The 26,218-nt window shown below is 70.5% G+C and carries 31 protein-coding genes, 1 tRNA gene and 1 pseudogene; 20 read left to right on the top strand and 13 right to left on the bottom strand.

The genetic code is table 11. From position 1 onward, the window contains the following. Window positions 1-24 precede the first annotated feature (24 nt). Window positions 25-747, bottom strand: a complete 723-nt coding sequence (gene nth, locus AC0L5F_RS11650; RefSeq protein ID WP_473313534.1) for an endonuclease III — start codon at window positions 745-747, stop codon at window positions 25-27. Between the two features lie 118 nt (window positions 748-865). On the opposite strand from nth, the gene AC0L5F_RS11645 reads away from it, so the two are divergent. Next, window positions 866-1,543: a Crp/Fnr family transcriptional regulator gene (locus AC0L5F_RS11645; protein ID WP_473313533.1), complete on the top strand. Its 678-nt coding sequence runs from the start codon at window positions 866-868 to the stop codon at window positions 1,541-1,543. Window positions 1,544-1,669: 126 nt separating this feature from the next. Here the strand turns inward: AC0L5F_RS11645 and AC0L5F_RS11640 are convergent, their stop codons facing one another. The 4 genes from AC0L5F_RS11640 to AC0L5F_RS11625 are packed head-to-tail and all read right to left on the bottom strand — an operon-like array spanning window position 1,670 to window position 3,871. Continuing rightward, a complete protein-coding gene (locus AC0L5F_RS11640) occupies window positions 1,670-2,437 on the bottom strand; it encodes an MBL fold metallo-hydrolase (RefSeq protein WP_473313532.1) in 768 nt (255 codons plus the stop codon). Beyond that, window positions 2,437-3,261, bottom strand: a complete 825-nt coding sequence (locus tag AC0L5F_RS11635; RefSeq protein WP_473313530.1) for an NUDIX hydrolase — start codon at window positions 3,259-3,261, stop codon at window positions 2,437-2,439. The genes AC0L5F_RS11640 and AC0L5F_RS11635 overlap by 1 nt, the downstream gene beginning before the upstream one ends. Continuing rightward, the gene (locus AC0L5F_RS11630) at window positions 3,258-3,713 is read right to left on the bottom strand and encodes a RidA family protein (RefSeq protein WP_473313529.1); all 456 of its coding nucleotides are present in this window, start codon (window positions 3,711-3,713) and stop codon (window positions 3,258-3,260) included. The genes AC0L5F_RS11635 and AC0L5F_RS11630 overlap by 4 nt, the downstream gene beginning before the upstream one ends. After that, window positions 3,710-3,871 (bottom strand): DUF4177 domain-containing protein, encoded by a 162-nt coding sequence (locus AC0L5F_RS11625; protein WP_473313527.1) that lies wholly within the window; start codon window positions 3,869-3,871, stop codon window positions 3,710-3,712. The genes AC0L5F_RS11630 and AC0L5F_RS11625 overlap by 4 nt, the downstream gene beginning before the upstream one ends. Before the next feature lie 74 nt (window positions 3,872-3,945). On the opposite strand from AC0L5F_RS11625, the gene bagA reads away from it, so the two are divergent. Beyond that, window positions 3,946-4,920: an ATPase BagA gene (gene bagA / locus AC0L5F_RS11620; RefSeq protein ID WP_473313526.1), complete on the top strand. Its 975-nt coding sequence runs from the start codon at window positions 3,946-3,948 to the stop codon at window positions 4,918-4,920. A gap of 59 nt (window positions 4,921-4,979) precedes the next feature. Next, window positions 4,980-6,123: pseudogene (gene bagB / locus AC0L5F_RS11615) on the top strand (ATPase BagB). 23 nt (window positions 6,124-6,146) lie between these two features. Here the strand turns inward: bagB and AC0L5F_RS11610 are convergent. Continuing rightward, entirely contained in the window at window positions 6,147-6,410 is a 264-nt protein-coding gene (locus AC0L5F_RS11610) for a WhiB family transcriptional regulator (RefSeq protein WP_473313525.1), read from the bottom strand. A 198-nt stretch (window positions 6,411-6,608) separates the two neighbouring features. Here AC0L5F_RS11610 and AC0L5F_RS11605 point away from each other — a divergent pair, with 198 nt between their 5' ends. Then, a complete protein-coding gene (locus AC0L5F_RS11605) occupies window positions 6,609-8,807 on the top strand; it encodes a transglycosylase domain-containing protein (protein WP_473313524.1) in 2,199 nt (732 codons plus the stop codon). Here AC0L5F_RS11605 and AC0L5F_RS11600 read toward each other — a convergent pair. After that, complete coding sequence (locus AC0L5F_RS11600) at window positions 8,785-9,246, bottom strand: GatB/YqeY domain-containing protein (RefSeq protein WP_473313523.1); 462 nt, start codon at window positions 9,244-9,246, stop codon at window positions 8,785-8,787. The two genes, AC0L5F_RS11605 and AC0L5F_RS11600, sit on opposite strands and share 23 nt — an antisense overlap. A gap of 39 nt (window positions 9,247-9,285) precedes the next feature. On the opposite strand from AC0L5F_RS11600, the gene AC0L5F_RS11595 reads away from it, so the two are divergent. After that, window positions 9,286-10,203 (top strand): metallophosphoesterase, encoded by a 918-nt coding sequence (locus AC0L5F_RS11595; protein ID WP_473313522.1) that lies wholly within the window; start codon window positions 9,286-9,288, stop codon window positions 10,201-10,203. A gap of 5 nt (window positions 10,204-10,208) precedes the next feature. Continuing rightward, window positions 10,209-10,285: transfer RNA gene (locus AC0L5F_RS11590), tRNA-Pro, on the top strand. A gap of 79 nt (window positions 10,286-10,364) precedes the next feature. Here the strand turns inward: AC0L5F_RS11590 and AC0L5F_RS11585 are convergent. Both AC0L5F_RS11585 and AC0L5F_RS11580 read right to left on the bottom strand, forming a co-directional pair. After that, window positions 10,365-10,841, bottom strand: a complete 477-nt coding sequence (locus AC0L5F_RS11585; RefSeq protein WP_473313521.1) for a hypothetical protein — start codon at window positions 10,839-10,841, stop codon at window positions 10,365-10,367. Continuing rightward, window positions 10,832-11,413, bottom strand: coding sequence for an RNA polymerase sigma factor (locus AC0L5F_RS11580; RefSeq protein WP_473313520.1), 582 nt, complete (start codon window positions 11,411-11,413; stop codon window positions 10,832-10,834). Before AC0L5F_RS11580 ends, AC0L5F_RS11585 begins: the two co-directional genes overlap by 10 nt. Window positions 11,414-11,582: 169 nt before the next feature. Here AC0L5F_RS11580 and AC0L5F_RS11575 point away from each other — a divergent pair, with 169 nt between their 5' ends. From AC0L5F_RS11575 to AC0L5F_RS11535, 9 genes are all read left to right on the top strand, one after another. After that, entirely contained in the window at window positions 11,583-11,756 is a 174-nt protein-coding gene (locus tag AC0L5F_RS11575) for a CsbD family protein (protein WP_473313519.1), read from the top strand. Window positions 11,757-11,850: 94 nt separating this feature from the next. Continuing rightward, complete coding sequence (locus AC0L5F_RS11570) at window positions 11,851-11,976, top strand: hypothetical protein (protein WP_473313518.1); 126 nt, start codon at window positions 11,851-11,853, stop codon at window positions 11,974-11,976. A 47-nt stretch (window positions 11,977-12,023) separates the two neighbouring features. Then, window positions 12,024-12,767 carry an aquaporin Z gene (aqpZ, locus tag AC0L5F_RS11565; RefSeq protein WP_473313517.1) on the top strand — a complete coding sequence of 248 codons (744 nt, stop codon included), beginning with the start codon at window positions 12,024-12,026 and terminating at the stop codon, window positions 12,765-12,767. A gap of 33 nt (window positions 12,768-12,800) precedes the next feature. Further along, window positions 12,801-13,238 carry an Asp23/Gls24 family envelope stress response protein gene (locus AC0L5F_RS11560; RefSeq protein ID WP_473313516.1) on the top strand — a complete coding sequence of 146 codons (438 nt, stop codon included), beginning with the start codon at window positions 12,801-12,803 and terminating at the stop codon, window positions 13,236-13,238. Between the two features lies 1 nt (window position 13,239). Continuing rightward, a complete protein-coding gene (locus AC0L5F_RS11555) occupies window positions 13,240-13,536 on the top strand; it encodes a hypothetical protein (RefSeq protein WP_473313515.1) in 297 nt (98 codons plus the stop codon). Continuing rightward, entirely contained in the window at window positions 13,533-13,799 is a 267-nt protein-coding gene (locus AC0L5F_RS11550) for a hypothetical protein (RefSeq protein ID WP_473313514.1), read from the top strand. The genes AC0L5F_RS11555 and AC0L5F_RS11550 overlap by 4 nt, the downstream gene beginning before the upstream one ends. Window positions 13,800-13,965: 166 nt before the next feature. Next, entirely contained in the window at window positions 13,966-14,325 is a 360-nt protein-coding gene (locus AC0L5F_RS11545; protein WP_473313513.1) for an Asp23/Gls24 family envelope stress response protein, read from the top strand. Further along, window positions 14,322-14,846, top strand: coding sequence for a DUF6286 domain-containing protein (locus tag AC0L5F_RS11540; RefSeq protein WP_473313512.1), 525 nt, complete (start codon window positions 14,322-14,324; stop codon window positions 14,844-14,846). Before AC0L5F_RS11545 ends, AC0L5F_RS11540 begins: the two co-directional genes overlap by 4 nt. Beyond that, window positions 14,836-15,429 (top strand): hypothetical protein, encoded by a 594-nt coding sequence (locus AC0L5F_RS11535; RefSeq protein ID WP_473313511.1) that lies wholly within the window; start codon window positions 14,836-14,838, stop codon window positions 15,427-15,429. Before AC0L5F_RS11540 ends, AC0L5F_RS11535 begins: the two co-directional genes overlap by 11 nt. A 25-nt stretch (window positions 15,430-15,454) precedes the next feature. Here AC0L5F_RS11535 and AC0L5F_RS11530 read toward each other — a convergent pair whose 3' ends face one another. Next, the gene (locus AC0L5F_RS11530) at window positions 15,455-16,585 is read right to left on the bottom strand and encodes a nucleotide sugar dehydrogenase (RefSeq protein WP_473316190.1); all 1,131 of its coding nucleotides are present in this window, start codon (window positions 16,583-16,585) and stop codon (window positions 15,455-15,457) included. 168 nt (window positions 16,586-16,753) lie between these two features. Here AC0L5F_RS11530 and AC0L5F_RS11525 point away from each other — a divergent pair, with 168 nt between their 5' ends. The 3 genes from AC0L5F_RS11525 to AC0L5F_RS11515 are packed head-to-tail and all read left to right on the top strand — an operon-like array spanning window position 16,754 to window position 19,852. Then, the gene (locus AC0L5F_RS11525) at window positions 16,754-17,968 is read left to right on the top strand and encodes a hypothetical protein (RefSeq protein WP_473313510.1); all 1,215 of its coding nucleotides are present in this window, start codon (window positions 16,754-16,756) and stop codon (window positions 17,966-17,968) included. Beyond that, window positions 17,965-18,546 carry an acyltransferase gene (locus tag AC0L5F_RS11520; protein ID WP_473313508.1) on the top strand — a complete coding sequence of 194 codons (582 nt, stop codon included), beginning with the start codon at window positions 17,965-17,967 and terminating at the stop codon, window positions 18,544-18,546. The genes AC0L5F_RS11525 and AC0L5F_RS11520 overlap by 4 nt, the downstream gene beginning before the upstream one ends. Before the next feature lie 40 nt (window positions 18,547-18,586). Next, entirely contained in the window at window positions 18,587-19,852 is a 1,266-nt protein-coding gene (locus tag AC0L5F_RS11515; RefSeq protein ID WP_473313507.1) for a lipopolysaccharide biosynthesis protein, read from the top strand. Here the strand turns inward: AC0L5F_RS11515 and AC0L5F_RS11510 are convergent. From AC0L5F_RS11510 to AC0L5F_RS11500, 3 genes are all read right to left on the bottom strand, one after another. After that, complete coding sequence (locus AC0L5F_RS11510; protein ID WP_473313506.1) at window positions 19,802-21,067, bottom strand: hypothetical protein; 1,266 nt, start codon at window positions 21,065-21,067, stop codon at window positions 19,802-19,804. The genes AC0L5F_RS11515 and AC0L5F_RS11510 overlap by 51 nt on opposite strands. Window positions 21,068-21,155: 88 nt before the next feature. Then, window positions 21,156-22,130, bottom strand: coding sequence for a glycosyltransferase family 4 protein (locus AC0L5F_RS11505; RefSeq protein WP_473313505.1), 975 nt, complete (start codon window positions 22,128-22,130; stop codon window positions 21,156-21,158). Next, on the bottom strand, window positions 22,127-23,218 hold the full coding sequence (locus AC0L5F_RS11500) for a glycosyltransferase (protein WP_473313504.1): 1,092 nt from the start codon (window positions 23,216-23,218) through the stop codon (window positions 22,127-22,129). The genes AC0L5F_RS11505 and AC0L5F_RS11500 overlap by 4 nt, the downstream gene beginning before the upstream one ends. A gap of 145 nt (window positions 23,219-23,363) precedes the next feature. On the opposite strand from AC0L5F_RS11500, the gene AC0L5F_RS11495 reads away from it, so the two are divergent. Beyond that, on the top strand, window positions 23,364-24,146 hold the full coding sequence (locus AC0L5F_RS11495; RefSeq protein ID WP_473313503.1) for a hypothetical protein: 783 nt from the start codon (window positions 23,364-23,366) through the stop codon (window positions 24,144-24,146). Next, entirely contained in the window at window positions 24,143-26,119 is a 1,977-nt protein-coding gene (locus AC0L5F_RS11490) for an acetoacetate--CoA ligase (RefSeq protein ID WP_473313502.1), read from the top strand. Before AC0L5F_RS11495 ends, AC0L5F_RS11490 begins: the two co-directional genes overlap by 4 nt. Window positions 26,120-26,218: the final 99 nt, after the last annotated feature.

Below are 26,218 nucleotides of genomic sequence, written 5' to 3'. Positions count from 1 at the left end.
TTGTGACGGGTGACGCCTCGCATCTCACGCCGGACCCTGCGTGGTCACCAGGGCTGCTGCCTCAACCGGATCTGTGGGGCCGTCGCCGAACGACGGGCACCAGCGAGCCACCGGACAGGCGCCGCAGGCCGGCTTCTTGGCGTGGCAGCAGCGTCGGCCGTGCCAGATGAGCCGGTGACTGACCATCGTCCAGTCGCGGCGCGGGAACAGCGCGCCGAGGGCGTGCTCGGCCTTGACCGCGTCGCGCGACGTGGCCTCGTCGACCCAGCCGAACCGGCGGATCATGCGAGCCACGTGGGTGTCGACCGTGATGCCCGGGACGTCGAAGGCGTTGCCGAGCACCACGTTGGCCGTCTTGCGGCCCACGCCGGGAAGGGTCACCAGCTGCTCGAGCCGGCCAGGCACCACGCCGTCGAAGCGCTCGACCAGGGCGGCCGACAAGCCCAGCAGGCTGTCGGTCTTGGCCCGGAAGAATCCGGTGGGCCGGATGATCTGCTCGACGGCGGCTCGGTCGGCCGCGGCGAGCTCACGAGCCGTCGGATAGGCCGCGAACAGTGCCGGCGTGACGCCGTTGACCCGGCGGTCGGTGGTCTGCGCCGACAGCACGGTGGCGACGAGCAGCTGGAACGGATCGCCGAAGTCGAGCTCGCACCGCGCGTCGGGGTAGGCCTGCGCGAGGGCCCGGTCAATGCGCCGGGCGCGACGCACCACGGCGGTCTCGGGCCGCGGCGAGGAGGGATCGGCCATCGACCCAGACTACGGTCCGTGTCGTTCTGTGGGCGTGCCCGCTCGCGCGCGGTGGCGATCGTGTGGGAAACTGCGTCGAGCTGTGTGACATTGGCGACATCGACGTGAAGGAATGGCTGTGAGCGACGAAATTCTCAGGCAGGCTCCCCTGTTTGCCGGGCTCGACGACGACGCGGCCACCACGCTCGCCGGCACGATGGCCGACGGATCCCTGCGACGCGGCGAGGTCCTGTTCAACGAGGGCGACGAAGGCGACCAGCTGTACATCGTCACCGACGGCAAGATCAAGCTCGGTCGAACGTCCCCGGACGGGCGCGAGAACCTGCTCGCGATCCTCGGTCCCGGGCAGATGTTCGGCGAGCTGTCGTTCTTCGATCCCGGCCCTCGCTCCGCCACGGCCACAGCGGTCACGGACGTGACGCTCAAGAGCCTCGGCCACGAGGCGCTCAACCCGGTGCTCGTGGCGCACCCCGACGTCGCGCAGGCGCTGCTGAACCAGCTGGCCGGACGCCTGCGCCGCACCAACGAGGTCGTCGGTGACCTGGTGTTCTCCGACGTCCCCGGTCGCGTCGCCAAGGCCCTGCTCGACCTCGCGTCGCGCTTCGGCCGCCGCGCCGACGACGGCATCCACGTCAACCACGACCTCACGCAGGAGGAGCTCGCCCAACTGGTCGGCGCGTCCCGCGAGACGGTCAACAAGGCGCTCGCCGACTTCGCCTCGCGTGGCTGGCTGCGTCTGGAGCCCCGCTCCGTCGTGATCCTCGACCTCGAACGCCTCCAGCGCCGCTCCCGCTAGCGCCTCGCGTGGCTCGCGGTTTACCAGCAGGTCACGGACTCTTGTCACTCCTCCGGGTGAATTTACCCATGAACGTGAGGTTTGCCGGGGCCTGCTGGTAAACCTCACCTCGCCCCGGCCCGACGACTACGTCCGCAGGTAGTCGAGCTGGGCGGCGACGCTGAGCTCGGCGGCCGGCCAGAGGGCCTCGTCGACGTCGGCGTAGACGGTGCGCACGACGTCCTTGGCGGTCACGGCCCCGTCCTCGACGGCCCGACGGACCTGCTCGAGCCGGTCGGCCCGGTGATCCAGGTAGAAGTCGACGACGCCGGCCGGATCGTCGATCACGGGCCCGTGGCCGGGCAGGATCCGCTGGACCAGCCCCTCCTCGATCAGCTCACGCAGGTGCGCCAGCGAGTCGAGGTACGAACCGAGGACACCGTCCGGATGGGCGATGATCGTGGTGCCGCGTCCGAGAATCGTGTCGCCACTGAGCAGGCTCCCCTCGCCCGGAAGCAGCAGGCACGCCGAGTCGGTGGTGTGGCCCGGCGTGGCCAGGACCTCGACGAGCAGTCCGTCGACGTCGATCTGCTCGCCGTCGGTCAGCACCTCGGCGTCTCGGCAGAACTCCGGATCGATGGCGCGGGCCGGGGCCCCGGTCAGCTCGCAGAACCGCCCCAGGGCCTCGGTGTGGTCGAAGTGACGGTGGGTGAACAGGACCAGCGCGACCTCACCGGCTGCGGCCAGCACCGCCTGCAGGTGCGCCTCGTCGGCGGGGCCGGGGTCCACCACGACGGAGCGGGCCGCGCCCGGCTCCCGCAGGATCCAGGTGTTGGTGCCGTCGAGCGTCATGATGCCCGGGTTCTCGGCCAGCACGAACGACGCGCGCTCGGACACGCGGGCGGCGGTGGTCATCAGGGCTCTCCCAGGTCGGTCTCGAGGAACAGGGCACCGTCGGCCTCGATCAGTCGTGGCTCGATGGTCTCGAACTCGTGGTCGACGGACGCTGCGACCACGGTGGCAGCCGAGTGCCTGGCCACCGATCGGCAGGTGGCGATCGTGGGCGGCATCATCGTGGCCTCGCCCGCGTCGATGGCCGCCAGCACCTGGGCCAGCGGCACCCACGACGCACGGTCGGCCTCGCGGCTGATCGTGCCGACCTGCTGGCCGTCGGGAAGCGCGGCGACGAAGAACCGGGTGTCGTAGCGTCGCGGCTCGAAGTCGGGGGTGATCCAGTGCGCCCACGCGCCCACCAGGTCCGCCCGCAGCACCAGGCCGTGCTGGCGCAGGAAGTCGGCGAAGCCGATGCGGCGCTCCTCGAGGTCCTCGCGTGCCTGCCGCAGCTCTGGGGTGCTGGTGTCCGACAGGACGGTGTCGGCGTCCGGGCCGGCCAGCAGGACGCCGGTCTCCTCGAACGTCTCACGCACCGCGGCGACCACCAGCGCACGGGCGAGATCGACGTCGCAGCGCCACCGTCGCGCCCACTCCTCGGCATCCGGACCGACCCACGCGATGCCCGGGTCGTGGTCGTCGTCCTGCACACCGCCGCCGGGGAAGACGTAGAAGCCTCCGGCGAACTGCATGCTGGTCTGACGGCGCATCAGGTAGGCCTCGATGCCCTGCGGGCCGTCGCGCACCACGACGATCGTGGCCGCGTCCTTGGTCGGAGCGGGCGGACCCGCGTGCCCTTGTGCCGCGGCGCGCAGCCGCTCCGGCATCGGGATGCGGGTCAGGCTCATGCGACCTCGACGACCAGCTCGACCTCGACCGGCGCGTCGAGGGGCAGCACCGGCACGCCGACGGCGCTGCGGGCGTGCTGACCGGCGTCGCCGAAGGCCAGTCCCAGCAGCTCGCTGGCACCGTTGGCCACCCCCGGCTGACCGGTGAAGTCGGCCGTGCTGGCCACGAACACCGTGGCCTTGACGACCCGCACGACCTGGTCGAGGTCCACCTGCGACGCGACGGCCGCGATGGCGTTGAGGGCGCACTGCCGCGCGCAGTCGTAGGCCGTCTCGGCAGAGACGTCGCCGCCCACCTTGCCGGTGGCGATCAGCTGACCGTCGACCAGAGGCAGCTGACCCGACGTGAACACGTGCTGGCCCGAACGGACGGCCGGCACGTACACCGCCACCGGCTTCGGGGCATCCGGCACCCGGAGTCCCTCGGCCGCGAGGCGATCGGCGACGCTCATGCGCCGACCGGTCGCTTGAAGTAGGCGACCAGGTTCTCCTGGTTCAGCGGGTTGGGAACGATCTGCACGAGCTCCCACCCGTCGGCCCCGAAGTTGTCGAGGATCTGCTTGGTGTTGTGCACCAGCACGGGCGCGGTCAGGTACTCCCACTTGGTCATGGGCTCGACTGTATCCGGGGAGGCCGGTCGTGCGTAGGCCTGCCGCACGGCGCCGTCGTCGGTAGGCTCGGCACGTGGCCATCGCAACCGATCTGCACGTCGTCACCGGCAAGGGCGGAACCGGCAAGACCACCGTGGCGGCAGCACTGGCGATGGCGCTGTCGGACGGCGGCCGCCGCGTGCTGCTGTGCGAGGTCGAGGGTCGCCAGGGCATCGCTCAGCTGTTCGACGTCGCCCCGCTGCCGTACGAGGAGCGCAAGATCGCCGTCGGCCCGCACGGCGGCGAGGTCCACGCGCTGGCGATCGATCCGGAGTCGGCGCTCCTGGAGTACCTGCAGATGTTCTACCGGCTCGGCCGCGCCGGCCGCGCGCTCGACCGGTTCGGGATCATCGACTTCGCCACGACCATCGCCCCCGGCGTGCGCGACGTGCTGCTCACCGGCAAGGTGTACGAGGCCGCCCGGCGACGCGTCAAGGATCCCGCCGGCGGTGAGCGCTTCGCCTACGACGCCGTGGTGATGGACGCACCCCCCACGGGTCGCATCACGCGGTTCCTGAACGTCAACTCCGAGCTGGCGGGTCTGGCCAAGGTAGGCCCGATCCGGCGCCAGGCCGACTCCATCATGCAGATGATGCGCGCCGACACGACCCGCGTGCACCTCGTCACCGTGCTCGAGGAGATGCCGGTGACCGAGACCATCGACGGCATCGCCGAGCTGCAGACCGAGCAGCTGCCGGTCGGCCACGTGGTCGTCAACATGATCCGGCCCGACCTGGTCACCGCAGCGACCCGCGACGCCCTCGCCGACGGATCGCTGGACGCGGCCGCCGTCGGCGCCTCCCTGGAGCGCGTCGACCTGCCTGCCGCGGCGGCCGGGTCCCTGATCGACGGCGGCCTCGACGCCATCCACCGCGCCCAGCTGCAGACCGACCAGCGTGCCGATCTCGACCACTGCGGCCGTCCGGTCATCGAGATCCCGCGCCGCCCCGACGGCATCGATCTCGGGGCTCTGTACGAGCTGGCCGACCAGCTCGGAGACCTCACGTGACCGGCAGGCCCAGCACCCGGGGATCGGGTCGCCGCAGCCGACAGGGTCCGCGCGTGCTCATCGACGACGCCAGCCGCGACGGCCGGGTCGACGTCGACGCCCTGCTGGCCGACCGTGGCACCGAGATCATCGTCTGCTGCGGCTCCGGCGGCGTCGGCAAGACCACCACGGCCGCCGCGCTGGCGCTGCGGGCTGCGGAGCAGGGGCGTCGCGTCTGCGTGCTGACGATCGACCCCGCACGTCGCCTCGCCCAGTCGATGGGCCTGACCGAGCTCGACAACTCGCCCCGCCCGGTCCCGGGCGTCGAGGGGGACGGCACGTTGGACGCCATGATGCTCGACATGAAGCGCACGTTCGACGAGGTCGTCGAGCAGCACGCCTCGCCCGAGAAGGCCGAGCAGATCCTCGGCAACCCGTTCTACATCGCCCTGTCGAGCTCGTTCGCGGGCACGCAGGAGTACATGGCCATGGAGAAGCTGCGGCCAGCTGCACTCGGCATCGGTGGCCGACGAACGACGCTGGGACCTGATCGTCGTCGACACACCTCCGTCACGCTCGGCACTGGACTTCCTCGACGCGCCGGAGCGGTTGTCGTCCCTGCTCGACGGGCGCTTCATCAAGCTGCTGCTCGCCCCGGCCAAGGGACCCGCCCGGTTGCTCAGCGCGGGACTCGGCATCGTCACCTCCGCGCTCAACAAGGTCCTCGGGGCACAGTTCCTCACCGACCTGCAGACCTTCATCGCCGCGTTCGACACGTTGTTCGGCGGCTTCCGGCAGAGGGCCGAGGCCACGTTCGCCCTGCTGCAGGCTCCCGAGACCGCGTTCCTGGTCGTGGCGGCGCCGGAGCCCGCAGCGATGCGCGAGGCTGCGTACTTCGTGGAGCGTCTGGCCGGCGAGAAGATGCCGCTGGCGGGCCTGGTGGTCAATCGGGTGCACGACGACGACGCCAGCGGCATCACCCTCGCCGCGGCGGAGAGCGCCGCCGTCCGGCTGCGCGACGGCGACGAGCGCGACCAGATGACCGCCGAGCTGCTGGCCGTGCGGGCCGAACGCCTGCGCGTGGGGGCGCGCGAGACCCGTCAGAGGCGTGGCTTCACCTCGGCCCACCCGTCAGTGCCCACGGTGTCGGTCGCGGCACTGTCCGGCGACGTGCACGACCTCGACGCCCTGCGCGAGATCGGCCGCCTGCTCGCGGGTCACTGACCCGCGGCCCCCCGGCCAGCCGGTCAGACGGCGATGCTGGGCGCGAGGACGCTGCGCCAGGTGGTGACGTTCGGACGACGACGCAGCAGCGCACGGCGCTCGCGCTCGGTCATGCCGCCCCAGACGCCCCACTCGATGCGGTTGTCCAGAGCCTCGACCAGGCACTCGGCCTTGACGACGCAGCTCGAGCAGACGGCCTTCGCGCGATTCTGCTCAGCACCCTGCACGAAGAGCTGGTCCGACTTGCCCCTGCATGCCGCTTCTGCGGCCCAGTTGTCATTCCACACGTTTCGGAACCTTCCCCGAGAACAGCCCGACGGCTGATGGTTGATTCGTTACCACCATCTTGTGAAAATCCTGAGGATTCGGGCAGCCCCGATCAGTGTCATCTTGTCTGGTCCCAACGGACTATGGCGTCCGGTGGAGGCGTCCGGCGCGTCCCGAGCCCGGCGGCCCTCTCAGGCTTCTCCCGTACGCTTGAGGCCATGACGTCAGCGTTCTCCCAGGCGATCAGGCGACTCGTGAGGTCCGAGCGCCCCGCCACGTCCACCGCCGGTGCGGTCGGCTCGATGGCCCGCCTCTCGGTCATCGCCGGCGTCGGCGTCGCGGCCATCGCGATTCCCGCCGCCTCGTTCGTCGCGGTCACCGCCAACGAGGTCAGCACCGACATCGTGAACCTGCCGCTCGCGCTGGAGGACCAGCCGAACCCGCAGACCACGGTGGTCCTGGCGAGCAACGGCGAGCGGCTGGCCTACTTCTACGAGGAGAACCGCCAGGACGTCCCCCTCGACCAGATCGCGCCGGTCATGCAGCAGGCGTTGCTGTCGATCGAGGACTCTCGCTTCTACGAGCACGGGCCCCTCGACCTGAAGGGCACCCTGCGCGCGCTGGTGAACAATGCGTCGGACGGTCAGACCCAGGGTGGATCCACGATCACCCAGCAGCTGATCAAGCTGACGCTGCTGTCGCAGGCCACCACCAAGGAGCAGCAGCGCGCCGCCGTCGAGAAGTCCACCGCACGCAAGATCCGCGAGCTGAAGCTCGCCATCACCTACGAGGAGACCCACTCCAAGAAGGAGATCCTCGAGCGCTACCTCAACCTCGCCTACTTCGGCGACGGCGCGTGGGGCATCAACTCGGCCGCCTACCACTTCTTCTCCACCAGCCCCGACAAGCTCAACGCCACCCAGGCGGCCACGCTGGCGGGACTGGTCAAGAACCCCGACGCGTTCAACCCCGTGGCCTTCCCCGAGAAGGCCATCCAGCGGCGCAACACGGTCGCAGCGGTCATGGCGCGCGACGGCATCATCTCCCAGGCCGACGGCGACAAGATCCAGGCCGCCCCGCTCGGACTCAAGATCACCAAGTTCCCCAACGGCTGCGTCGAGTCGGTGGCCGCGTTCTCGTGTGACTACGTGCGTCGCTACCTGCTGCTCGACGACGCCCTGGGCGCGACCGTCAAGGAGCGTCAGCGCGCCATCGAGCGTGGCGGACTGACCATCAAGTCCAACATCGACCTGACGATGCAGAAGGCAGCCAACAAGGCCGTCACCAGCACCGTGTCGCCCACCGACCAAGCGCTGGGCCTGATGGCCATGGTCGAGCCCGGCACCGGCAAGGTGCGAGGCGTCGCCCAGTCCAAGCCCATGGGGCGCGACACCAAGAAGGGTCAGTCCTTCATCAACTTCACGGTGCCCACCAAGTACGGCGACTCCGGCGGCTTCTCGGCCGGGTCGACGTTCAAGATGTTCACCGTGGCCGCGGCGCTCAAGAAGGGCATCAGCGTCGGCCAGACGTTCAACTCCCCACCCAACCTGACCATGCCGCGCGGCTCGTACTTCGACTGCGAGGGCGGCGGGACCGCCGAGTGGAAGGTCAAGAACTCCACCTCCTCGGGCATGAAGAACATGTACACCGGTCTGAGCGAGTCGGTGAACACCTACTTCGCCCAGCTGGAGAAGAAGGCCGGGCTGTGCAGCACGGTGCGCATGGCCGAGGCCATGGGCATCACGGTGCCGTTCGACCCCAGCAAGGGCATCACCAACCAGGTCGGCCCGTTCACCCTCGGCGTCACCAGCGTCAGCCCGCTCGAGATGGCCGCCGCCTACGCGGTGCCGGCCTCCGGCGGCCTGTACTGCACGCCGCAACCGGTCAACGAGATCCTCGACCGCAACGGCGAGGTGATCAAGAAGTACAAGCCCGAGTGCAAGCGCGTGCTGTCCAAGGACAACGCCGCCCAGATCAACGACATCCTGCGCATCGTGCAGGAGCGCGGCTACGGCGCCCAGAACGGCACCCGGCTCAACATCCCGTCGGCCGCCAAGACCGGTACGGCCCAGGACAACGTGGCGGTGTCGTACGCCGGCTACACCCCCGAGCTGTCGACGTTCTCGATGATCGCCGGCGTCAAGAAGAACGGCGGCCCCAAGTCGCTGGCCGGCGTCACGATCAACGGCCGCCTGCTCAACTTCGGCGCCGTCGGCGGTAAGCTCGCTGGCCGGACCGATGTGGAAGAAGGCCATGGGCACCATCCAGAACCAGCTCTCACCGGTGAACTTCGGCACGCCGCCGGAGCGTCAGCCGACGAACAGGAAGCCCGAGAAGAAGAAGCCGAACGACACACCGGCGAGCGCCGTCCCGTCGCCCCCCGGGGGTTGATCCTCAGGCGCCCAGTTGGCGCTTGACCTCGGCGGCCACCGCTGCGGAGTCGGCCTTGCCCTTGGTCTGCGGCGTGACCGCACCCATCACCTTGCCCATGGCGCGCATGCCCTCGGCGGCCGCCCCCGTCGACTCCACGGCTGCGGTGACGATCTCGACGATCTGCTCGGCCGACATCTGCTCGGGCAGGTACTCGGCGAGGATGGCCGCCTCGGCGGTCTCCTTCTCCGCCATCTCGGGTCGACCACCTGCGCTGAACGCCTCGGCGGCCTCGCGCCGCTTCTTGACCTCGGCCCCCAGGACGGTCATGACCTCGTCGTCGCTGATCTCGCGGGACTCCTTGCCTGCGACCTCGGCGGTGGTGATGGCCGTGAGGACCATGCGCAGCGTCGAGGAGCGCAGGGCGTCGCGGGCCTTGATCGAGGCGGTGAGATCGGTGCGGAGCTGGTCCTTCATGGCAGACATGAGGCCAGTGTCCCACCTCGGCTGTGCCACGCTGGTCGCATGCATCCTCTGGCCCTGACCGCGGGCGCCGCCGCTGCGGGGCTGGCGTGGTCGACCCTCGTCGAGCCGAACGCGTTCGTGCTGCGTCGCGCCACGGTTCCGGTCCTCGCACCCGGGTCCGAGCCACTGCGGATCCTGCACCTCAGCGACACGCACATGACGCCGGGGCAGGGACGCAAGCAGGGCTGGCTGCGTGGCCTGGCCGACCTCCGGCCCGACCTCGTCGTCAACACCGGCGACAATCTCTCCCACGTCGACGCCCTGCCTGCGGTGCTGCGCGCGTACGGCGACCTGCTGGACGTGCCCGGCGTGTTCGTCTTCGGATCCAACGACTACTTCTCCCCGGTGCGCAAGAACCCGGTGCGCTACCTCACCGGAGGCACGGGCGTGGCTCACCGAGGCCAGTGGATGCGCCCCAAGGACCTGCCGTTCGAGCAGATGCGCACCGAGTTCACCCGTCGCGGCTGGACCGACCTGTCCAACCGGCACGACGAGGTGGAGATCGGGGGTCGCCGATTGTCGTTCGTCGGCGTCGACGACCCGCACCTGGAGTTCGACGAGCTGGACGACGAGCCCGCCGACACCTCCGCCGACCTCGCGATCGGGGTGGCGCACGCGCCCTACCTGCGGGTGCTCGACCGCTGGAACACCCAGGGCTACCCGCTGATCCTGGCGGGGCACACGCACGGCGGCCAGCTGCGTGTGCCGTTCTACGGCGCGCTCGTCACCAACTGCGACCTGGACCGCACGCGTGCTCGTGGGCTGCACACCCACCGGGTCGACGGCCACCGCGAGTCGTGGCTGCACGTGTCGGCCGGACTCGGTTCGTCCCCTCTGACGCCGGTGCGATTCGCGTGCCGACCCGAGGCCACCCTGCTCACGCTGACTGCGGTAGACTCGGCCGGGTTGCCCGACTAGGGCAGCGGGGTGTGGCGCAGCTTGGTAGCGCGCGTCGTTCGGGACGACGAGGTCGCAGGTTCAAATCCTGTCACCCCGACCACTGGATGTTCACCAGATCGAGGACGCCCGGGCCATCAGGTCCGGGCGTCGTCGCGTCGGCGTCATCTCACTGGGCGCTTTCACTCTGTGTGGGGGTCGCCGTCGACGACGTCGACGATCATGATCTCGATGTCGCGCGTCGGATCGAACTGCGGGTCGTCACCGATCATCTCGTGGAGCACACCGGCGATCCGTTGACGCGCCTGCTCGCCCTCCGCGCGCAGGTCGGCGCCGTAGGCGCACACCAGCTCGACGTGCACGGACGCGCAGCGGTCGTCGGCGATGGTGAGGTCCAGGGCCTCCAGCGCGCACGTCGCGGTGTCGACGGCCGACCGCAGCGTCGGCCGCAGCACCCGCGTCGAGACGCGCACGACCGAACCGCGATCACCACGGACGGCGGAACCGCCCGCGTAGGTCAGCACCGGATCGGCCGGCATGACCGCGGTCCGGACACGGTGGACGATCTCTCGGGAGACGTCGACCCACCCGTCGGTCTCTTCGGCCCGCATCGCGTTGGTGGCGCGCTCGAGGGGATCGGGCGTCTGCTCTACCGCCATTGCGCCATCCTCTCCGCGAGGTCCTTGCGCGCGCGGTGCAGCAGTCCGCGCACGGCATCGGCCGTCATGCTCAACGTACCGGCGATGTCGGCGTAGCTCATCTCCTCCACCTCTCGCAGCAGCCAGACCGCCCGTTGGTCGGTCGACAGCTCGGACAGGGCGACCTGCAGGGCAGCGACCAGCTCGCGGTCGAGCACGCCCTGCAGCGGGTCGCTGGTCGCGGGCGGTGCCACCGAGGCGAGGAAGTCGTCGTCGATCGGGGTGGGCTTGCGCTTGCGCTGCAGGTCGGCGGCCCGCCGGGTGACCAGCCGGAACAACCAGGTGCGCAGCGACGACCGTGCCTCGAAGGTGGCGATGTTCTTCCAGGCCGAGATGCACGCCTCCTGCACCACCTCGGCCGCGTCGGCGGAGCTGCCGCCGACCATGCGCAGCGCGAAGCGGTACATGCCCGGACCGTGCCGCTGGACGATCGCCTCGAACGCCTCCCGGTCCCCGAGGCCGGCCTGACGAACCAGCACACGGTCGGACCGGATCGACAGATCGTCGTCCTGCGGCGAACCAGCGTCGTGCACGCCTCATCATCGACCCTGCGACCTCGTCGCGCATCCGGAGACGGACTCGGCGATGTCTCGATCCGCGGCACTGTGTCACAGACCACACCGATGACGCGTGACGATCCGCCACCTCGTGACGACTACCCATCAGAACCAGCAATCAACACTCACTCGAAAGGAACCGATCATGGGCATCGCAGACAAGGCCAAGAACGCCGCCGAGGACCTCGTGGGCAAGGCGAAGGAGGTCGTGGGCGACGCGACCAACGACGACAGCCTCAAGGCCGAGGGCAAGAAGGACCAGACGAAGGCCTCCGCCAAGAAGACCGGTGAGGACATCAAGGACGTCTTCAAGAAGTAGGACACCTCGTGGGGGCGGTGCACCCGCACCGCCCCCGTGTCGACACCCGGCACCACCACCGGGATCCATCACCACCCAGGAAGTGAGAACTCCCATGGCTCGTCCCAAGCGCAACGCCTTCGCCCTCCTCGGCTGGGTCGTCTGGAAGCTCCTGGCCCTCGTCGGACTGCCGATGGCCAAGAAGAAGCTCGACGAGAACCGCCGCAACCGCATCCGCTGAACCACTTCCTCCACCCGGCCGGACCGGCCCCCACGAAACGGAACGACATGACCGCCCTCACCACCACGCCCAGCAGGAGCCAACGCCTGGGCGCCGAGTTCCTCGGCACCTTCTGGCTCGTGCTCGGCGGGTGCGGCACCGCCGTCCTGGCCGGCGACCGCGTCGGGACGCTCGGCATCGCGTTCGCGTTCGGCCTCACCGTCCTGACCGGCGCCTACGCGTTCGGCCCGGTCTCGGGCGGCCATTTCAACCCGGCCGTGTCGCTGGGTCTCGCGGCGGCGCGACGCTTCCCCTTGCGGGACGTCCCCGGCTACATCGGCGCCCAGGTCGTGGGGGCCACGGTGGCCGCCGCCGTCCTGTTCGTCATCGCCAACGACCAGCCGGGCTTCAACGCGTCCGCGACCGGCTTCGCCACCAACGGGTACGGCGACCGCTCGCCCGGCGGGTACGGCCTGGCAGCCGTCGCGCTGACCGAGATCGTGCTCACCGCCTTCTTCCTGTTCGTGATCCTCGGCGCCTCGGCCAGGCGCGCGGCCGTCGGATTCTCCGGTGTCGCGATCGGCCTGGCCCTGACCCTGATCCACCTCGTCAGCATCCCGGTCAGCAACACCTCGGTGAACCCCGCCCGCTCGCTGGGCGTCGCCTGGTTCGCCGGTCCCGACGCACTCGGCCATGTGTGGCTGTTCATCGCCGCACCGATCGTCGGCGCGATCATCGCCGGCGTCCTGCACGCATCACTGCTCGGCGACGACGAGACGACCGAGACCCCCGACGCCGCCCTGGCGGCCTGAGCCCCTCCCTCCCACACCCACGAAAGGCATCTCATGGCAGAGACGAAGAAGACCCCCACCACCGAGGTCGCGACGACCGACGCCGGACCACTGGTCACCTCCGAGGGGCGCACCACGATCGCCGACACCGTCGTGGCCAAGATCGCCGGCATCTCGACCCGGGAGGTCAGCGGCGTCCACGACCTCGGCGGCGGCGCTGCCCGCGCCGTCGGCGCGCTGCGGGACCGCATGCCCGGCACCCGCACCAACCTCAGCCAGGGCATCAACGTCGAGGTCGGCGAGCGCCAGGCCGCCGTCGACGTCGAGATCATCGCGGACTACGGCGTCGCCCTCGCCGAGCTGGCCACCGGCATCCGCCGCAACGTGATCGGTTCGCTCGAGCGCATGACCGGGCTCGAGGTCACCGAGGTCAACGTCACGGTCCTCGACGTGCACGTCGAGGGTGACGACGACGAGACCCGGGTCGAGTGACATGAGCGCCGACCCCGCCGACCAGATCGCCCATGCCGTGCTCTCCGTGCCCGGCGTGCACGACCTGCACGCCGGCGTGATGGGCGAGGTGGCCACCTACCTGCCCGGTCGCCGGGTCAACGGCGTGACTCTGCGCGAGGACTCGTGCGAGGTCCACGTCGTGCTCGACTGGGGCAGCCCGGTGGTCGAGACCGCCGACCAGGTGCGGACCGCCGTCGAGGCGCTCGTGCAGGGTCCGGTGCACGTGACCGTCGAGGACGTCGTCGCGCCGGGAGCCGGACCCGAGGAGGAGTCATGACCGACCCGCGTGCCGACCTGCGATCGCAGCGACGAGCCGCGATCCGGCAGCACCACCCCGACCGCGGCGGGAGCGCCGAAGCCCTCGCCGACGCACTGGACGCCATCAACGAGCGGCTGGTCCAGGGAGGTCGACCGACCACTCTCGTGACCTCGCGCTCGAGCCGTCTCAGCGCATCCCTGCGCCGTCTCACGCGCCACCTCCACCAGCGCCTCCCCGGCACGCGCCGCTACATCCACCTGAACCCGAAGGATCACTCATGAAGCTTCTCCACCATCGGCCTGTTCACCGGCCTCCTGCTCGCCATCGCCATCGCGATCGGCGGATTCAGCGCCTTCCTCGGTGCCCTCGTGCTCGGCGCCATCGGTTTCGTGGCCGGCGCCCACCTCGACGGCGACATCGACGTGAGCGCCGTGGTGCGGGGCCGTCGTGAGTGAGACGCTCCCCCCGGTCGACGAGCGCGGCACCTTGGACCTTCGCTCGAAGGCCGTGGCGAACATCGCCCGCAACGCCGCACGCGAGGTGCCCGGCACCGTCGAGCACTCGGCCGGTCTGACGCCGCTGCGGACCACCAGCTACCCTCGCGCCGGCGTGACGTTCACCGGCTCGGTGGCCGTCATCGACCTCGACGTCGCCGCACCCTGGCCCTGCCACGCCGAGCAGCTGGCTGCCGTCGTCCGCGACTCCGTGCGCGACCAGACCTCTCGGCTGTCCGGCATCGACATCGACCGCGTCGACGTGACGCTGCACGTCGTGCCCGACCCCGACGCCGGAAGGAGAGTCCGATGAGCACCATTCCCCCTCCTCGCAACCGCCCGGCGGCGGCGCTGACGGGTTCGGTCGTCGCCCTGCTGCTCGTCGGCCTGGCCGTCGTCGCCGTGCACGACCTCGCTGTCGCCCAGGGATGGACCGGCGGACCCGACTGGACCGCCTCGACCATCAAGGCCGCGGACGGCCTGACGGTCTCCGGTGCCGCCGTCGCCGTCGGTGTCGCCCTGGCCCTGGTGGGCCTGTGGCTCGTCGCCGTCGCCCTCACGCCGGCCAGCCGCTCGCACCGCCGCAGCGGGCTGCCTGCCGACGTCTGGGTCTCGGAACGGGCCGTCTCGGCGGCCTCCGTCGCCGCGGCGGAGAACACGGCCGGCATCGCCGCGGCCACGGCCCGCGCCTCACGCTCGCGCATCGTCGTCACCGTGCAGTCGGATCGTGCCGACGCGGCCGAGGCCGTGCGGTCCGCCGTCACCACACACCTCGACGGATTCGACGATCGCGCCGTCAAGGTCAACGTCAAGAAGGTGCACCATGACTCGTAGGCTCTCCGCTCTGGACCGCATCGCCACGCTGCTGATCGGACTGCTGCTCCTGGCTGCCGGGCTCGCGCTGCTCGACTGGAAGTACGACTGGATCGGCGCGCTCCCGGAGACCACCGACACCTCGCGCCTCGCAGACGTCGAGTCGGCCGCGTGGTGGCCGTGGACCTTCGCCGTCGCCGGCGTGGTCCTCGGCCTGCTCGCACTGGTGTGGTTGCTCTCGCACTCCCCACGCCGCGGAGAGCGCGCCGTCACGCTCGAGGGGCCGTCCGAGCCACACGGAGCGATCCGGGTGGATCTGAACGACGTGGCCGGCGCGCTGGCCGCCGACCTGGAGGCGCACGCGCCCGTCACGCAGGTGCGCGGCGCCGCCCGCCGCCGCAAGGGTCAGCACGTCATCGAGCTGCGGGCCCACCTGGACCCGGCCGCGGACATGCGTCGGATCGATTCTGCTGCCGCCCGGTGCGCCGAGCAGGTGGCCGCTGCGTTCCCCGACGGCACCACGGTGAGCCGCGTGCTGCTGGGCGGCAGCCGACAGTCGCGACGTCCCAGCCCGACGAGCGTGGGCACGGTACGGGTCGAGTGACCGGCCGGCCGACGGCTGACGAGGGTCAGTCGCGGCCGTAGATGTCGCGGGTGTACACCTTGTCGGCGACGTCGTCGAGAACCTCGGTGCGCCGGTTGGCGATGATGACGTCGGACCGACGCTTGAACTCGTCGAGGTCGTCGACGACGTCGGAGTGGAAGAAGCTCGTCATCTGCAGCACCGGCTCGTGGACGATGACCTCGATGCCCTTGGCCTTGAGCCGCTTCATGATGCCCTGGATCGCCGACTCCCGGAAGTTGTCCGATCCGGACTTCATCACCAGACGGTAGATGCCCACGGTGCGCGGGTTGCGCCGCAGGATGTCGGCGGCGATGAAGTCCTTGCGGGTGGTGTTCGCGTCGACGATCGCGCCGATGAGGTTCTGCGGGACGTTCTCGTAGTTGGCGAGCAGCTGACGGGTGTCCTTCGGCAGGCAGTAGCCGCCGTACCCGAACGACGGGTTGTTGTAGTGGGTGCCGATGCGCGGGTCCAGACCGACGCCCTCGATCACCTGGCGTGCATCCAGCCCATGGGTGGCCGCGTAGGTGTCGAGCTCGTTGAAGTACGCCACGCGCAGGGCCAGGTAGGTGTTGGCGAACAGCTTGATCGCCTCGGCCTCGGTGGAGTCGGTCAGCAGCACCGGCACGTCGGCGTCGAGCGCTCCCTCGGCCAGCAGGTCGGCGAACATCCGGCCGGCCGTCGAGGTGGAGCCGACCACGATGCGCGACGGATGCAGGTTGTCGTGCAGGGCCCTGCCCTCACGCAGGAACTCCGGCGAGAAGATGATCGTCGATCCCGGGTGTTCAGCACCGAGGCCGGCGGTGAAGCCGACCGGCACGGTCGACTTGATCACGATGACCGCACCGGTGTTGACGGCCAGCACCTCGCCGACGACGGCCTCGACCGACGACGTGTCGAAGTAGTTGGTCCGCTCGTCGTAGTTGGTCGGTGTCGCCACCACGACGAGGTCGGCGTCGGCGTAGGCCGACGCACCGTCGCTGGTCGCAGCGAGGTCGAGGGCGTGGGTGCTCAGGTAGTCGACGAGCTCGGGGTCGTCGATCGGCGACTCGCGGCGATTCACCTGCTCGACCCGCTCGGAGTTCGTGTCCACCGCGACGACCCGGTGATGCTGGGCGAGCAGCACCGCGTTGGACAACCCGACGTATCCGGCTCCTGCGACCGCGATCTTCACGTCGCCAGCGTAGTCACCGGACTCCGGATCGTGCTGCCACCGCTCGGGCGGTGCGCGGCCCAGCAGCGCGAACATGGGATGCTGGCGCCACCACGACATCGCAGCGAGTCCGGACGGAAGGCAGCACCCGACATGACCAGCACGCCTGACCGTCGGTCGGCCGCGCCGATCTACTGCACGATCGTGGCGGCGAACTACCTGCCCAAGGCCCTCGCACTCGCCGAGAGCCTGGCGCGATTCACCGAGACGGACAACCCGCTGCGGATCCTGATGGTCGACGGCGACCCCGTCGACCCGTTGGGGCGCGGCGTCGAGTTCGTGCGCCCCACCGAGATCGGGCTGAGCGACGACGAGTTCGAGGGCCTGGCCGCCTCCTACGGGGTGGTGGAGCTGTCCACGGCGCTCAAGCCGCTGTTCCTGAAGCACCTGCAGCAGTCCGGTCCGCGGGTCGTGTACCTCGATCCCGACTTCTGGATCTGTGGACCGCTCACGGAGATCGACCACGCGCTGGACGAGGCACCGATCCTGCTGACACCGCACTTCCTCGACCCGATCGCCCCGGGCACCAGCTACATCTCCGAGATGCACAGCCTCGCCCTGGGCATCTACAACCTGGGGTTCTGCGCCGTCGGGCCGGACGGCGCCGACTACCTCGACTGGTGGTGGGGCCACCTCAAGCACGAGTGCCTCATCTACCCGCTGCTGCACATGTTCGTCGACCAGAAGTGGGCCGACGTCGGCTCGGTGATGTTCGGAGCGCACCCCTTCACCCACTCGGGCTACAACGTCGGGCCGTGGAACCTGCACGAGCGGCCCCTGGCCCGCTCCGCCGACGGACCGGTCGTGCTCCGGGGCGACTCCACCGAACCCCTGCGGATCGTGCACTTCAGCGGATTTGACCCGCGCGCGCCGCACGAGATCAGCAGCCGACTCAACACGTCCCTGCGCGACCAGGTCGGCGAGACCGAGGTGCTCGACGAGATCGCCAGCGAGTACGCGGCCCTGGTGCTGCGCATCGAGGACGCCATGGGCGGCGCACCCACCGGGTACCAGTTCGACGTCGACTCCTCGGGTCGTCGGATGACCACCCGCGTCCGTCGCAGCTACCGCAACGCGATGGTCGCCGGCGACGACCTCCCGTCACCGTTCGACCCGGCCGATCAGGAGGCGTGGCGCAGATGGCGGCGCCGGAGCCTGAAGGACCGTGCGGTCGCGATCGTCGTCGACTCGTCCCTCGCCGGCAAGTACGTGTTCGCCGACGAGTTCCGATGGGCCACCTCCCGCGCCCCGGCGCGGTTCCGCAAGGCCCGAGCCGCGTTGCTGGAGGCCGGACAGGTCCGTCGATGACCGAGCCGACGAACGACGCGCGGGGGCGTGCTCCACGCTCCATCACCCTGCTGATCGGTCGCCGGGTGCGTCACCTGACCTATCTCGTCCGCCGGGTCCGTCACGTCGGTCGCGGGTGGCCGCTGCGGGTCCTGCTCGGGGCGCGGGTCGACGTCTCGGGCAGCGGCGTGGTCGCACTGGGCGCAGGGGTCCGGATCGACCGCGACGCCTGGCTGCACGTCGAGGACGGCGCACGTCTGACCGTCGGCGCCGGCTCGGCCATCGGGCGACGCTGCCTGCTCTCGGCAGCCGGGTCGGTCACGCTCGGGCGCGACGTGCTGCTGGGCCCGGACGTCCTCATCATCGACAACACGCACGGCACCGTCGGCCTGGAGACTCCGTTCATCTCCCAGGAGATCGTCGCGCGTGGGTCCATCACCGTCGAGGACGGCACATGGATCGGCATGGGCGCACGCATCATCTCCGGCTCCTCCCCCCTGGTCATCGGTCGCGGGTCCCTGATCGGCGCGGGTGCGACCGTGCGCGGATCGGTTCCGCCCGGCACGGTCATCCCCGCAGGCGGGCAGACCAGCCGATGAGTGCGAGCCCCTCGACGACCATCGTCACGACGGTCCGGTCGTGACCGAGCAGAGACCCCGGTTCGGGCGGGTCGCGGGCGACACGGCAGCGCTCTACGGGGCCCAGACCGCCGCCCTGATCGTGCCGCTGATCCTGCTGCCGTTCATGACCCGGGCGCTGCCGCGGGCCGAGTGGGGTTCGGTGGCCGCCGCGCAGTCGCTGGCCCTGCTCCTCGGCATCGTGGTCGAGTTCGGCTTCATCTACGGCGGCACGCGCACCGTCACCATCACGCGCGACTCCAACGACGCGCTCGCCCGACTGGTCAGTGCCGTGCAGGGCATCAAGCTCGCGGTGAGCGCCGTGCTGGTGGTCGTGGCGACCGGCATCGGGTGGGCGGTCGGCCTGTCCGGCGCCGACCTCGGCCTGCTGGTGCTCGGAGTGGGCCTGGGCAGCGCCCAGGGCTTCTCGACCTTGTGGTTCTTCCAGGGGCTCGAGCAGATCCGGACCACGGCCTACATCGAGCTGGGCGGCAAGGTCCTGGGCGCCGCCACGATCCTGCTGCTGGTGCGCGGAGCCGGCGACGGCTGGATATACCTCGCCGCCCTCATGGTCTTCACCGGTGGAGCCAACGTGGTCAACGCCTCGCGCATGAGGCGGGCCAGCGGCGGACGGCAACGCGCGCAGCTCCGGCCCATGTGGCAGCTGTTTCGCGAGTCGCTCCCGCTGCTCGGGTTCCGCATCCTGACCGCCGTCAACGCGCTCGGCGGCCCGGCGATCCTGCAGGCGATGGTCGGCGGCACCGCCACGGCCGGCTACGCCAACGCCGACCGACTCAGCGGGGCGGCGCGCAGCCTCATCGTCCCGCCGTCGCAGGTCCTGTTCCCCAAGTCGGTCGCCGCGTCCGAGACCGGGCCCCGCGAGCACAGCGCGATCCTGCGGCGGGCCCTGGCCGGGTTCGTCGCCGCGTTCGTCGTCATGATGCTCGTGGCCCAGGCGATCATCGGCTGGTTCGTCCCGTGGTTTTTCGGCGCAGCGTACGCCGACACGGTCGGGCTGTTTCGCGTGCTGCTGCTGACGATCCCGCTGGTCGCGGCGTCCAACGTCCTCGGCGTGCTCGGCCTGATGGCGGCCGGGAAGGTGCACCAGTTCAACCGGATCCTCGTGGTCACGACGCTGCTGTTCCTCGCACTGGTGGCCGTGCTCGTCCCGCGCGACGGCGCCATGGGACTGGCGGTCGCCAACGCCACGACCGAGCTGGCCGTCCTGGCAGCCCTCCTACACGCGAATCGACGGCTGCTGACCAGAGGACGGGCGCCGACGACGTGACAGTCGGCCCCGCTGCTGGGTCACGAACACCACGCGGGCGGCGAACAGCACCGCGATCTGGGCGACGATCAGGAACACCGCGATGCCCTGGTTGAACAGGAACAGTCGCCACAGCTCGGCCACCCCGTACAGACACGTGCCGGCGACCAGCGCAGACGGCCCCGCGTACTGCCCGAAACGGCCCAGCAGGAAGCCGACGCCGACCAGCATCAGCAGCACGTAGGCGAGTCCGCGCGGACCGTAGTCGACATACGTGTCGGCGAACGCGGAGTTGGTGTTGAGCGAGGTCAGGATCGAGACGCCGTAGCGGTCGGGGTCGATCGCCTCGCTCTTGTCGCCCTTGACCTTGCGCAGGAACGTCGGGGTGATGACCTCCTCGGTCCCAGCCAGCGGCGGCGTGTCCAGCTTGCGCTGCAGCAGGGCGTCGGACGTGCCGAGCGAGGCCTGCATCGGGGCACCCAGGTAGGAGGTGATCTGGTAGTAGTTCATCGCCAGCGGGTTCTGCACGTCGAAGGTCTCGTAGTAGTTGGCGTTGCGCACGAAGTTCAGCGACGCCAGCAACGCGAATCCCACGACTCCGACGATGGCGAGGGTCTTGAGCGGCATCGTGAACGTCGGTCGCGCCTTGCTGTAGCCGTACGCGACCATGACGGCGCACATGATCAGCGACAAGCGCGAGGTGACCAGTGCGGACATCAGCAGCATCACGAGGTTGAGGGCCAGCAGGATCGGTTCGCGCTGACCGGTCAGCCGCCGCACGATCACCAGGGCGGTGGCGGCCACGGTCGCGTACCGCAGCGTGGTGAGACCGGCACTGCCGTCGAGCGCCTCGGACAAGGCGTTGCCCGTTGACGAGCTCAGGGCGGCGGTGATCGAGATCGACCCGGTGATCTGGGCGTACGTGGCCGCGATGCCCACCGCGGCGATCGCCGTGAGCCCGAGCAGGACCAGTCGCCCGAACGCCGGCTCCTCGTCGATCTCCCGGTTGCGCTCGGACGGCGGCCGGAACTGCCCGAGGAACCGGCCCACCACGAGACAGACGGCGCAGGCGAGGTACCACAGCACCAGCGTCGAGATGGTCGCTGCCGTGGCCGGCGCGCGTTCGTCGAACCCGCGCAGGTACAACGACTCACCCGGCAGCAGCCAGGCGATGGCGCTGGCCGCGACGCTCAGGAACAGGACGACTCCCGGTCTCATGAACGTCGCGAGGCGCATGGCTGGGGGTTCCCGGGATAGGTCGAGGCAGCGAGCGAAGACCCGGTGCCACCGGAAGTTTACTGCCTCGGGGCCGTGGCACCTGCCGTCACGCGCGCCCCAGGTGCTCGGTCAGGGTCTCGCTGACGACCTGGGCGACGACGTCCCAGTCGAACCGTGACGTCGCGGGAGCGGCCGATCTCGGGTGCTCGGCCGCCCGCTGCATCGCCGCGGCCAGGGCCACGGCGTCCGTCGCGTCGTCGTACCCGAACTCCGCGTCGCCGCAGATCTCGGCGACCGACCGGCAGCTGCTGGCATAGACGACCGGCGTCCCACAGCTGATCGCCTCGGCCACCGGCAGCCCGAAGCCCTCGATCAGCGAGGGCATGACGAGCGCCGCCGCGCCGCGGTACAGCTCGGCCAGCGCCGCGTCGCTCACGCCGTGACGGTGCGTGACCTGACCGGCCGTGCCGGCTGGGCCCGCCATCGCGACCGGGTCCTGGTCGGCCGGACACACGCAGACCAGGTCGAAGTCCGGCAACGACGCCATCGCGTGCAGAGCGGTCTGCAGGTTCTTGTGTCGCTTCGTGTTGCCGACGAACAGGAAGTACGGACGGTCGAGCACGGCGCGGGGTCCGTCGGGAGTGAAGGCCGCCGAGCAGCCGTTGCCGGTGTTGACGATCTGGATGCTGTCGTCGTCGAGCCAGTTCGCCAGGTCCACCCGTGAGGTCTCGGACACGGTGAACACCAGCCGGCTGCGTCGCAGGGCCGGTCGCATCACTCGCTCGTAGTACAGGCGAAACCTCCTCGCCGACCGGTCCGGCTCGCTGAGGTGGATCAGGTCGTGGACCGTCGGCGCCTGGTGGACGCGCGCCGGCCCCACCCCGTACCCGGGGCTGTACAGCAGCGCGTCCGCCGGGAGCCGGAGGCGGGCGGGATCGAGCATCGATCGCGGCGACGTGGGGTCCGACGACGGCGCGAACGGCGTGCCGTCGACCGTGAGCCGCGCCAGGACCTCGGTGGCGTAGCGCGCGATCCCGTGCGCCCCGACGTACCGCGTGTCGATGTACAGCTGCCGGCTCATGCGCCGGCCCATGCGTGGATCCGCTCGGCGAACGAGGCGTGCGACAAGGTGGCGCACGCCGACGAGGGCCCGGTCATGTCGATCTCCATCGCCTCGCGCGCGGCCAGGACCAGGGCATCGAGATCGGTGGCCGACGCGACGCGTCCCCCACCGGTCAGGGCGACCGACTCGCCTGCGCCGCCGATCGAGTTGACCAGGACCGGCGTGCCCGCTGCCATGGCCTCGACCGGCATGATGCCGAAGTCCTCGACCGCCATGAAGACGAACAGGTCGGCAGCCCGGTACAGCGATCGCAGCTGTGAGTCGGACACCCGCCCGAGCACGTGCACCGGGACGTCGGCCTCCGCGGCCCGGGTGCGGATCGCGGCCTCGTCGGGACCACCGCCCGCGATCACGGCCGGGATGCCCAGACGGCTCGCGACGTCCATGACCAGGTCGAGTCGCTTGTAGGCGATCAGGCGCGAGGCACCCAGCACGAAGTGGTCCGGCAGCCCGGCACAGAACTGCTTGTTCTCGGCCGCATCGCTGGCGACGGAGGATCTCACCACGTCGACGTCGACCGGTGGGTGGATCACGGTGGCGTCGACGTCCCAGGCGTTGCGGATCCGCCGACGGACGAACTCGCTGTTCGCCGCATAGGCCACCCGGGCGTCGGCGCGACGGCGATCCACCGCGCGCAACGGGGCAGCACCTGCGCGCACCGCGACATTGCGGCCACGATGGTCGTGGTCGGGCGCCCAGATGTATCGCGCCGGACTGTGCACGTAGGCGAACCCCTGCGCGCCACGCCGCGCCGCTCGCGAGGCCAACCCGTGGGCGAAGGCGTGGGAGCTGGCGATCACCCGGTCGTAGCCGCGCAGGTCGACCCGGTCCCAGGCCGAGCCCATGAACGGCAGCGCCATGGCCTTGCTGCGGCGCAACGGGGTGCGGGCCAACCAGGTCTCGCGGGAGACGTCGGGGAAGCGCTGCGGGGCGTCGTTCCACAGGCACACGCGATCGGCCCCCGGGTAGGCGAGGGCGAGCTGCTCGAAGACGTTCTCCGACCCACCGATCGGTGCCAGCCACTCGTGGGCCAGCAGAGTGTGCATCGTCAGTACTCCTGGTGGGTGCTCCTGGTGGGTGCAGGGCCGGTCACGAACCGGCGCCCACGGGTGTTCCACGGTCTGCTGGCGTCCACCCTAGGGCCTCTCGGGACCCACCGGAAAGCGCACTGTGGTGTGGAACACTTGCTGCATGGCAGACGAGCAGCCCCCCAAGAAGGTGGTCAAGCGCGTCGTGAAACGGCCGGTCTCTGCCTCGGACCAGCCCGCCCAGCCACAGATGCGATACGGCCGACCGGTCAGCGGGCCGCCGACCAAGGTCTCCGCACGCGACACGCCTGCTCCCGCTCCGCCGACCACCCCGGCCTCGCCGAAGCTGAAGACTCCCGGTGCCAAGAGCACCGGACCCAGGACGCCGCTGGTCAAGCGGCCAGCGGTCAAGGCTCCCAGCGTCGACGTCTCGCCGGCCCTCGACGCCGTGCGTGACCGCACCACCCGGGCCGCCTCGGCGGTGGGACGCGCCGGACATGCCGTCGGCGACTTCACCGCCGGCCGATGGCGGGCCACCCGGGCGTGGCGGATCCCGGCGCTCGAGCCAGTGCGCGCCACCCTCCTCACCGGGCTGCTGGTTGGGCTGGTCTCGGTCGGGCTCGGCGTCGGCGCCCTGGCCCTGTTCAGCGCCGTGCGCGGCGTGGCCAACGGCGGACCCCTGTGGGGGTCGCTCACCTTCGTCGTCGTCACCGTGGTGGCCTTCGTCCTCGGCGAGCGGCTGCTCACGGCGTTCGGCACCCCCATGCCGCGCCTGACCAGTCTCCTCGGCGTGGTCCTCACACTCATCACGATCCTGAGCGTCTTCCTCGGCCTGGCCGACTCCCGCTACGGCATCGTGATCGTCCCGATCGTCTCCGCGGCCGCACTGTGGCTGTCCCACTGGGTGCTCACCGTCGCGGAGTCGAGTCCCGTCGACGCCGAATGAGCGAGATCCTGTGGAGCCCTCCGCTGGACGGCACCTCGCGCATCGAGCAGTTCGCCCGCTGGCTCGCCGACCACGACGTGGCCGGAGCACCGGCACCAGATGCCGGCTACGACGCGCTGTGGTCCTGGTCGGTCGAGCACCTCGACGACTTCTGGGGCTCGGTGTGGCGGTGGGCCGACCTGCCCGCGAGCGGCGACGGCGAGATCGCCCTGGCCGACGACTCCATGCCGGGTGCGGTGTGGTTCCCGGACGTGCGGCTCAACTACGCGGAGGCTGCGCTCGCGCTCCCGGGCCGCGCCGACGACGACGTGGTCGTGGTCGCGGCGTCCCAGAGCCGCCCTGACGTCGAGCTGACCGCGGCGCAGCTGCGCGACCAGGTCGCGCGGGCCCGCGTGGGTCTGGTCCGCGCCGGCGTGCAGACCGGTGACCGGGTGGCGGCGTACTCGCCCAACATCCCCGAGACCTTGATCCTCATGCTGGCCGCGGCCAGTCTCGGCGCCGTCTTCAGCTCGTGCGCGCCCGAGTTCGGCACGCAGAGCGTGGTCGATCGGTGGCAGCAGATCGAACCCACCGTGCTGCTCACCGTCGACGGCTACCGGTACGGCACCAAGGCCGTCGACCGGCACGAGGAGGTCGACCAGATCCGTGCGGCGCTGCCGAGCGTGCGCACCCACCTGTGGCTGCCCTACCTCGACCCCTCCGCCGCGGCTCCCGACGGAGCAGTCGCGTGGTCGGACTTCGTGGCCGACTCGGCCCCGCTGGAGTTCACCCGCCTGCCGTTCGACCACCCGCTGTACGTCTTGTTCTCGTCGGGCACCACCGGCCTGCCCAAGCCGATCGTGCACGGGCACGGCGGCATCACCATCGAGCACGTCAAGGCGTTGGGCCTCCACCTCGACCTCGGCCCGCGCGATCGGTTCTTCTGGTTCTCCACCACCGGCTGGATGATGTGGAACCTGCTGATCTCCGGACTGCTCGTGGGGTCGACCGTCGTGATGTTCGACGGCAATCCCGCGCCACCCGATGACGCGGGCGAGCCCGACGTCGGGCTGCTGTGGCGGCTCGCAGAACGTCTGGGCATGACGTACTTCGGCACCAGCGCACCCTTCCTCCTGCAGTGCCGCAAGGCGGGCATCGTGCCGCGTGACGTCGCCGACCTGTCGGCCGTGCGCAGCATCGGATCGACCGGGGCACCGCTGCCTGCCGAAGGATTCCGCTGGGTCCACGAGGCCGTCAGCCGGACCGCACAGCTCGGGTCGACCAGCGGCGGCACCGACGTGTGCGCCTCGTTCGTCGGTCCGGCCCCGATCGTTCCGGTCTACGTCGGCGAGATCTCCTGCCGCCAGCTCGGCTGCGCCGTCGACGCCTACGACGAGCAGCGCCGGCCCGTCGTCGGGTCGCTCGGCGAGCTGGTCGTCACCCGGCCGATGCCGTCGATGCCCGTCGGCTTCTGGGGCGACGACGACGGTTCGCGCTACCGGGCCGCCTACTTCGAGGACATCCCGGGCGTGTGGCGCCACGGCGACTGGATCACGATCACCGAGTCCGGCACCTGCACCATCACCGGCCGCAGCGACGCCACGCTCAACCGCGGTGGGGTCCGGCTCGGCACGTCGGAGTTCTACTCCGTGGTCGAGGCACTTCCCGCCGTGACCGACAGCCTCGTGGTGCACCTCGAGGACAGCGAGGGCGGCGCCGGTCAGCTGCTGCTGTTCGTGACGCTGGCCGAGGGTGCCGAGCTCGACGACGCGCTGCGCCGCGAGATCGCCGGCGCACTGCGCAGCAAGCTGTCGCCGCGCCACGTGCCCGACCAGCTGCACCAGATGACCACCCTCCCCCGCACCCTGTCGGGCAAGAAGCTCGAGGTGCCGGTCAAGAAGATCCTGCAGGGCGTGCCCGTCGAGCAGGCCGCCGCGCCGGGCGCACTCGCCGACCCGTCCGCGCTCGACGGCTTCGTCGGCCTCCTGGGCTGACGGTACGACGCTCAGTGGCAGTGCCCACCGGCGCCGCTCGGCGACACGACCACCACCCGCGTGGAGGCAGGCGAACGCAGGCAGGGCCGACGCCACCCG

Source organism: Aeromicrobium sp. 10G20-16 (assembly GCF_055809665.1).
Note: the sequence above shows the minus strand (reverse complement) of the source record. Positions and strands in the feature narration are given on the sequence as shown.